This window comes from Paenibacillus sp. N3.4, from assembly GCF_008017805.1.
Taxonomy (GTDB): Bacteria; Bacillota; Bacilli; order Paenibacillales; family NBRC-103111; genus Paenibacillus_E.
The window spans coordinates 46,226-53,439 of record NZ_VRTT01000052.1 but is presented as its reverse complement, the minus strand read 5'-3'; the positions used below and the strand labels follow the sequence as shown (position 1 = coordinate 53,439).

Sequence of the window (7,214 nt, the reverse complement as noted above, 5' to 3'; positions counted from 1 at the left end):
GAGCAGATGCAAGGGTTCTTGTTTACGCAGCCCATCTAATTTCATCTTGTTATCAATTCGCAAAAAGATATATTCACGGCGTTTACACTCTTCCAGAAAATCGTCATCCCATGATACTTGCATAGTCTGACATAAAAGATCTGACAGTTGGGATCTATGGGCTGAACTTTAAATAACCAATGAAAAAGCATCTCCCACTTCAACCATACATATACCAGCATTCTTTTGAGCAGATGCAAGGGTTCTTGTTTACGCAGCCCATCTAATTTCATCTTGTTATCAATTCGCAAAAAGATATATTCACGGCGTTTACACTCTTCCAGAAATTCACTTAAAGCTTCAAGCATATATGTCGGAGCATTTTGATCGGCGCCAAAAGTCAGACCGCTATCGTGAAGCAAAATGATTTCGTTGCTATTCAGTTTAGAAAACAGTTTTTTTCTAATTCGGTCCTTTCCACCGCTGCTTCTCCAGTCACCAACCATAAGCGACCATAAAACCATATGGAATTGCCTCAGTAAGAATAGATCGAATATATTTATGATCCCCCAAGGCGGTCGATAATAAATAGGGTTTTCGCCAATAATGTTTGCAATGGCTTTTACAGAGTCGTTTAATTGCTTTTTGACCTTTTTGGGTGTCATTAACGCGTTGGCCCAGTGTACATAATTGTGAATCCCTATCAAATGACCTTCTTTATGTATGCGCAAAATCAATTCCGGGTATTTCTCTGCCTTGGATCCGAGTACAAAAAATGTAGCTTGGACCTTATATCTTGCCAATAAATCAAGTAAATGCGGCGTATATTGGGGGTCAGGACCATCGTCGAATGTTAAAGCGATTCCATTCGCTTTCTTCCCCTTGGTGTAAACGCCAAATCCGCCTAAACGAACGATAAGCGTAGGTATTATGGTGTATACCGATAAAAATATGAAAAGGAACCAAATTAATGTACTCAACCCTATCACTCTCTTCCCAAAGAAGTACTCTCGCGAATTCCTAAAGAGTAGTTGGCCTTTGACCTATCCATACATGTTTTTAAGAATATCTTTCACAATTGTATCGGCAGCTTTTGATTGGTGTAAAGATGACATTTGTGATTTCATTCGCTTTGCATAAGAAGAGTTGGTCAAAAAATGTTCAATTTGTTCCGTTAAATGAGTAATATCATGAGAAATAGCGGCAGCTCCTTTACGGGAAAAATAATTGGCGTTATCTTTTTCTTGACCAGGGAATGGCCGATAGATGAAAACCGGAACTTGCAGAATAAGTGATTCAGCCAATGTAAGACCCCCTGCTTTACTTATAATACATGAAGCTTGTGCCATTAATACATTGATATTTTCAACAAATCCATAAATGGTGACTCCAGAGAGATGTTGAAATTGGCTGTTTAGCATTTGTTCCAATTTTTTATTTCTACCGCAAATAACGGCAAGTTGACACCCACCAATAATTTGAAGCTTGTTTACCAGCTCTTCTATTAATTCTATCGTATGCGAGGAGGTAGCGAAGAATAGGACCAATTTCTGATTCTCGTGGTTCCCTGTATGATTTTCAAAAGCTGCTCGAACCGGAATCCCTGTAACCTCAATATGGGATTCGTATATACCCGCGTTTAACATATCTCGCTTCAATTCGTTGGTCGCCACATAGTACTTATTTATATGAGGATGGAGCCATCTTGCATGCATAACATAATCAGTGATAATGGTGTATGTTGGAATGCCAAAAGCACGACCAATTGCCGGGGCAGCACCATAAGGAAATGTGTTGATGATAACATCAGGTTTAAAGCTGGATACGAGTTCTTTAAGATGCCTATAACCTAATCGATTCAAAACAGTAAGTAAAGGGTTATGGGACTTAGCTTCCTGAGTCATATAATAACTCCACCCATAATAATTGAAACCGTATGCAGCTGCTTTAAAGCTTCCCTGATATACACTGCTTGAGACTTTATTGATCACAGGATGTGCTTCTTTCATCAAATCTAAAATTTGTATGTATGAAACGCCAAGTTTTAAAAAATGTTCTTTTAAAGCCATGGATGCAAGTAGATGCCCTTCTCCATAACCAGCGGTAAGAATTAAGATTCGAGGATAGTGAGTCAACTTAAAACCTCCCAATAGCAGGTATAATCATAACCATTATATAGAGTTTATGCTATTTCATAATAGGCATTAATAATTAAGGTTCTGTGAAGCGTTTATTAAGTATTTCTTAAATCGACAGTATTTAAACGGGTTTGATGTAAGGCATCAAGATTCTGATTTTTGATTCTCAACATTCGAACTGTCTGTCCTTTTTTCTTCGATGCTCTCAATTTATGACAAATCATCAAAGCCATGCGTAAAACACGCAGCATATATTTGTATATTTCAACATCCTTCCATGGCCGTGGATTGGGATTTTCCTTAATTATAAAGAAAAAAAACCCGCGCTAGGCGCGGATTTCTTTTTGCTGCATATTGGAGTAAACCGACATTTATGCCTTTTTAACAAATTCAGATTTTAGTTTCATAGCTCCGAAATCGTCAATTTTACAGTCAATATCATGGTCTCCATCAATCAAACGTATATTTTTACTTTAGTACCTATTTTTATGACTAATGAACTTCCTTTTACTTTAAGATCTTTGATTACAGTTACCGTATCTCCATCATTTAAAACATTTCCATTCGCATCCCTGATGGTCCTCATACCTTCTATATTTTCAGCTTCCGCTTCTAGAGTCCACTCATGAGCGCATTCTGGACAAATAAAAAGCCCACCATCTTCATAGGTGTATGCGGAATGACATTTTGGGCAATTGGGCAATTCTAACATTAATTTCGTATCCTCCAGTCGTACTTATATGCTTATATACTGCCATAGTTATCTCATATTGACAACCTTCCCCCAAGCAACATAAGCCTCCGTACGCCTATAGATCCGTTAAATACAAAAGAACGAATTAATGTATGGTGTGAATTTCTGATATATCTTGGAATATGATCTTGCCTTTTTCTAAGGCTATTCTTACCATTTCATCGGCTCCTTGTGAAGGACCTCCGATACGTAGAACTGCATCACAGAATTCCAATAACCGCATCGATGAGGGATGAAAAAGTCGATTGAATATATCGTCTCCTATATGCTGTGATCCTGCTCGCTCGATCAAAGGTAGCGCATACCATTCTCCTAATACCGGTAAATGTCCCGCTTCATAAACTTGTAGGGCTATCTTGTTCATCTCATTGATATTAGTCTGAATCCGCTGCGGATCGTCACCCGTTCCAGAGCGATAAGGACCCGCAATTAAAATATGCAGAGCTCTTTTGGGCTCAAGAAGTCTATTGATCTGCGCATATTGCAATAACATGATCGTTTTTGCGTCCTTGATTTCACCATTGCGTACCATACTGATTGCCTTCTCAAACGAATATTCCAATACTTCGATATTTTCTTGCTCTTCCTCTATTCCGCCACCTTTGCCAACTTGCATGTTGGAAGAATATTCGGCTATAAAAAAATGCAAAATCTCGGTCACTGAACCTGGCGACATGTAGGCTTCCCCAATTTTTTCAATGTGGCTTACGCGGTAACCTGTCTCTTCTTCCGTTTCTCGTAAAATACATTGTTCAGCGTTTTCTTTGTCCAACAAACCCGCACACGTCTCGATCAGCAAACCACTCTCATTCCCATTCACATAGGTTGGCATTCGAAATTGTTGGGTTAGAACGACCGTTTGTTTTTCTCGATTAAATAGTAGAATGGTGGCACCATTCCCGCGATCATAGGATTCTCTAGCTTGAGTCTCCCATGAACCATCTTTTTTTAACTGCATAAAAGTAATCTTCTTTAGCTGATACCAGTTGTTAGATAAAACTTCTTCTTTGACTATACGAATATTTGTATTCACAACATAACCTCCCTTAACTTTCTCTGATTATATAAGGTTACGTTACGTCACTTTCAAGCATTATTTTTAATCTAAAAAGATTATTTCTTTGCATTGAAAAAGCCCGAATCCTTGGTTATGTGAATAACGCCATCACGCTCAAGGATTTGATGTAAAAATGTTCTGAATTTATCCAATTTGGATCCAATCAGGATGCTTCTAGCATTCATTGGTGTTGAAGTCATGTAATTCAGTAATGGTTGAATGTCATTTACAATCATATGATCCTCATACCGAATAAGTTTTATTTCTGAGAAGCAGGCTGACAAAATATCATCACCATTGCCAAATTCAAATCGCTCCATAATGGGATCTAAAACCTTAATACTAGGATCGAAAGAGGTAACTATTTGCTCGATTTCCTGCAAGTGCTTCTTACTCATAGTCGATGCATAAAAGTTCGCGTCTGGCTTCATAACCCTGTAGATTTCAGATATAGCTTTTGGAATATCAGGAACATGATAGAGCATATTGTTGGCTATCACGACATCGAATTCACTATTATGAAACGGAATGGCTTGGGCATCTGCTACAAGGAATTTAAAACGATGGTCAGCTTCACGGATATTTCTACGAACATCATCCAACATTCCGCTAGACAGATCAGTCAGAGTAATATGCCAGGATGCAGGAATTTGATCTATATTTCTGCTCCATAATGTACCATCCCGCAACCAATCTCTAATATCCTGAGTCCAGGCTTGTCCTTTAAATGTTCAAAAAACCAACGATGCCATCCGACGTTATTCATACTGAACTTATCGTAGAAGTCGATTCTTGCTTGCAGCCTAGAGGCTGTTTGGTACTGTTCAACCCAATCTTGCTCTATATTTACGGCTTGGATAAGACCAGCCAAGCTTTTCCAGTCTATCTCTTCATTCTTCTCAACAAGGATGTCCATGGCTTCATTAATTGCTCTAACTACATATTGCATATGGGCTGTCTTTTGCAACAAAATTTCTTTTTGCATAGTCAAAGAACGTCGTAAGTCCTGCTCAGGTAAAGAATCATCATTCATCATGTTTTTGATAATATCCAGGGATAAGCCGATATATTTTAATGTCTGAATTTTTTGCAGCTTCATCATATCTTTCTTTTCATACAAGCGTTTAGATCGATGATCATGTTGTGAAGGGCTCAGCAAGCCGATCTGATCGTAATATCTTAAAGTTCTTAAAGTTAAGCCTGTTTGCTTAGCCATTTGCCCCGTGGTTAAACAGTCTTTCTTATCCGGCTTCAATGCCATTCCCCCTATTCCAAAATCCAATTCATATCCGCCACATAGACGGATATGAATTGGACGATGGTATTATCTTTTGCTATGAATTTCTTCATTCATTTGGTTAATAATCGCTTGGATACTTATTGAACCAAGGTCATCTCCACCATGTTTTCTCACAGACACACTGCCGGAAATTTTCTCATTTTCACCGAGTACCAGCATATACGGCATCTTTTTTAGCTGTGCTTCTCGGATTTTGTATCCAAGTTTTTCGTTTCTTGCATCTATTTCAACACGTATACCAGCCTCTTCTAATGATTTCTTCACTTGAAAAGCGTAATCGATATAGTTCTCTGAGACAGGCAATAGCTTTGCTTGGACAGGAGCAAGCCACAGTGGGAAAGCACCAGCAAAATGTTCGGTTAAAATACCGATAAATCGATCAATCGATCCATAAACTGCTCGGTGAATAACGACAGGCCGATGCTTTTGGTTATCCTCGCCGATGTAAGTAAGGTCAAATTTTTCAGGCATCTGGAAATCTAGTTGAATCGTCCCACATTGCCAGCTCCGCTTGAGCGCATCTAGGATATGAAAATCGATCTTTGGACCATAGAAGGCTCCATCGCCTTCATTCACACGATACGCAATGCCGCGGTTATCCAAGACATTCTGCAACGATTTTTCGGCCTGATCCCATAGTTCTTCCGAACCCATATAATCGTCCGGACGTGTAGAGAGCTCGATCTTGTATTCAAAACCAAAAACTTGATAAACATAGCCAATCAAGTCAATGACTCGGCTTATTTCAACCTCGATTTGCTCAGGTAAAACGAAAAGATGAGCATCGTCTTGACAGAATGTACGAACACGCATCATCCCGTTCAGTGCTCCGGAAAATTCATGGCGGTGTACTTGGCCAAATTCCGAAAGGCGTATAGGCAATTCTCGATAGGAGTGTAAGCTATTTTTGAAAATGAGCATGTGGCCTGGACAATTCATAGGCTTAAGTGCAAACTGCGTTTCATCAACTTGGGTGAAGTACATGTTATCTTTGTAATGATCCCAGTGCCCGGATTCCTCCCAAATTCGATTGTTCATCATCAGAGGTGTGCGCACTTCATCGTAATCCCGCTGTCTTTGAATTTCTCGCGCGAAGTTTTCAAGCTCTGTGCGAATAGTCATACCTTTAGGAAGATAAAAAGGCATCCCAGGTGCTTCTTCAGAGAACATAAACAATTCAAGTTCTTTGCCAAGCTTGCGGTGATCACGCTTTTTTGCTTCCTCGAGAACATGTAAATGTTCTTCCAGTTGGGATTTCTTCGGAAAGGAAGTCCCATAAATACGCTGCAGCATTTTATTATTAGAGTCTCCCCGCCAGTAAGCCCCCGCCACATTCAACAGTTTAAATGCCTTAACTCGCCCCGTAGAGGGAAGGTGTGGTCCTCGACATAGGTCGAAAAATTCACCTTGATCATAAATCGTAAGCTCAGTGTCCTCCGGCAGGTCGTGAATTAGTTCCAACTTTAGCGGTTCTTCAAGTTCCTCAAACGTTTGAATCGCATCTGACCGGCTGACGACCCGGCGAACAATAGGAGCGTTTTCTTGTATAATTTTTTCCATTTCTTTTTCAATACGGAAAAGATCATCAATAGAAAGCGGTTTTTCTATATCGATGTCATAGTAGAACCCGTCTTCTATGACCGGACCAATTCCGAGCTTGACGGATTTAACTCCATAGATACGTTTAATGGCTTGAGCCATTAAATGCGCCGTACTGTGTCGATATATCTCCAATCCGTCTTTGCTTTCAAGCGTAACAATTTCAATGAGGCTATCACGCTCGATCGGGTGGTTAAGATCCACGAGTTTTCCGTTGATCTTTCCAGCAACAGCACTTTTTTTCAAGCCAGAACTGATAGATTCCGCCACTTGTTCGATGGTGGTGCCTTGTTGGTACCTCCTAATTGTTCCATCCGGCAAAGTTACTTTGATCTCCATGATTTAGCCTCCATTTCTTTTTTTATATGTTTGAACGTAAAAAAACGC

6 protein-coding genes and 1 pseudogene are annotated in these 7,214 nt (G+C 39.6%); all 7 read right to left on the bottom strand.

Annotated features, from left to right (window positions below):
• Positions 1–41 precede the first annotated feature (41 nt).
• Entirely contained in the window at positions 42–959 is a 918-nt protein-coding gene (locus FU659_RS23300; RefSeq protein WP_147949744.1) for a polysaccharide deacetylase family protein, read from the bottom strand.
• 63 nt (positions 960–1,022) lie between these two features.
• Complete coding sequence (locus tag FU659_RS23295; protein WP_147949743.1) at positions 1,023–2,114, bottom strand: MGDG synthase family glycosyltransferase; 1,092 nt, start codon at positions 2,112–2,114, stop codon at positions 1,023–1,025.
• Between the two features lie 374 nt (positions 2,115–2,488).
• Positions 2,489–2,829: pseudogene (locus tag FU659_RS23290) on the bottom strand (zinc ribbon domain-containing protein YjdM).
• Positions 2,830–2,956: 127 nt separating this feature from the next.
• Positions 2,957–3,904: a GDP-mannose pyrophosphatase NudK gene (gene nudK, locus FU659_RS23285; RefSeq protein ID WP_147949742.1), complete on the bottom strand. Its 948-nt coding sequence runs from the start codon at positions 3,902–3,904 to the stop codon at positions 2,957–2,959.
• An 80-nt stretch (positions 3,905–3,984) separates the two neighbouring features.
• Positions 3,985–4,617 (bottom strand): class I SAM-dependent methyltransferase, encoded by a 633-nt coding sequence (locus tag FU659_RS37490; protein WP_261807992.1) that lies wholly within the window; start codon positions 4,615–4,617, stop codon positions 3,985–3,987.
• Positions 4,584–5,183 carry a MerR family transcriptional regulator gene (locus tag FU659_RS37485; RefSeq protein ID WP_261807991.1) on the bottom strand — a complete coding sequence of 200 codons (600 nt, stop codon included), beginning with the start codon at positions 5,181–5,183 and terminating at the stop codon, positions 4,584–4,586. The genes FU659_RS37490 and FU659_RS37485 overlap by 34 nt, the downstream gene beginning before the upstream one ends.
• Before the next feature lie 69 nt (positions 5,184–5,252).
• On the bottom strand, positions 5,253–7,166 hold the full coding sequence (gene thrS / locus FU659_RS23275) for a threonine--tRNA ligase (RefSeq protein WP_147949741.1): 1,914 nt from the start codon (positions 7,164–7,166) through the stop codon (positions 5,253–5,255).
• Positions 7,167–7,214 lie beyond the last annotated feature (48 nt).

Excerpts from the sequence above, each read along its gene's own strand:
- thrS (WP_147949741.1), bottom strand. The coding sequence starts at position 7,166 with ATGGAGATCAAAGTAACTTTGCCGGATGGAACAATTAGGAGGTACCAA.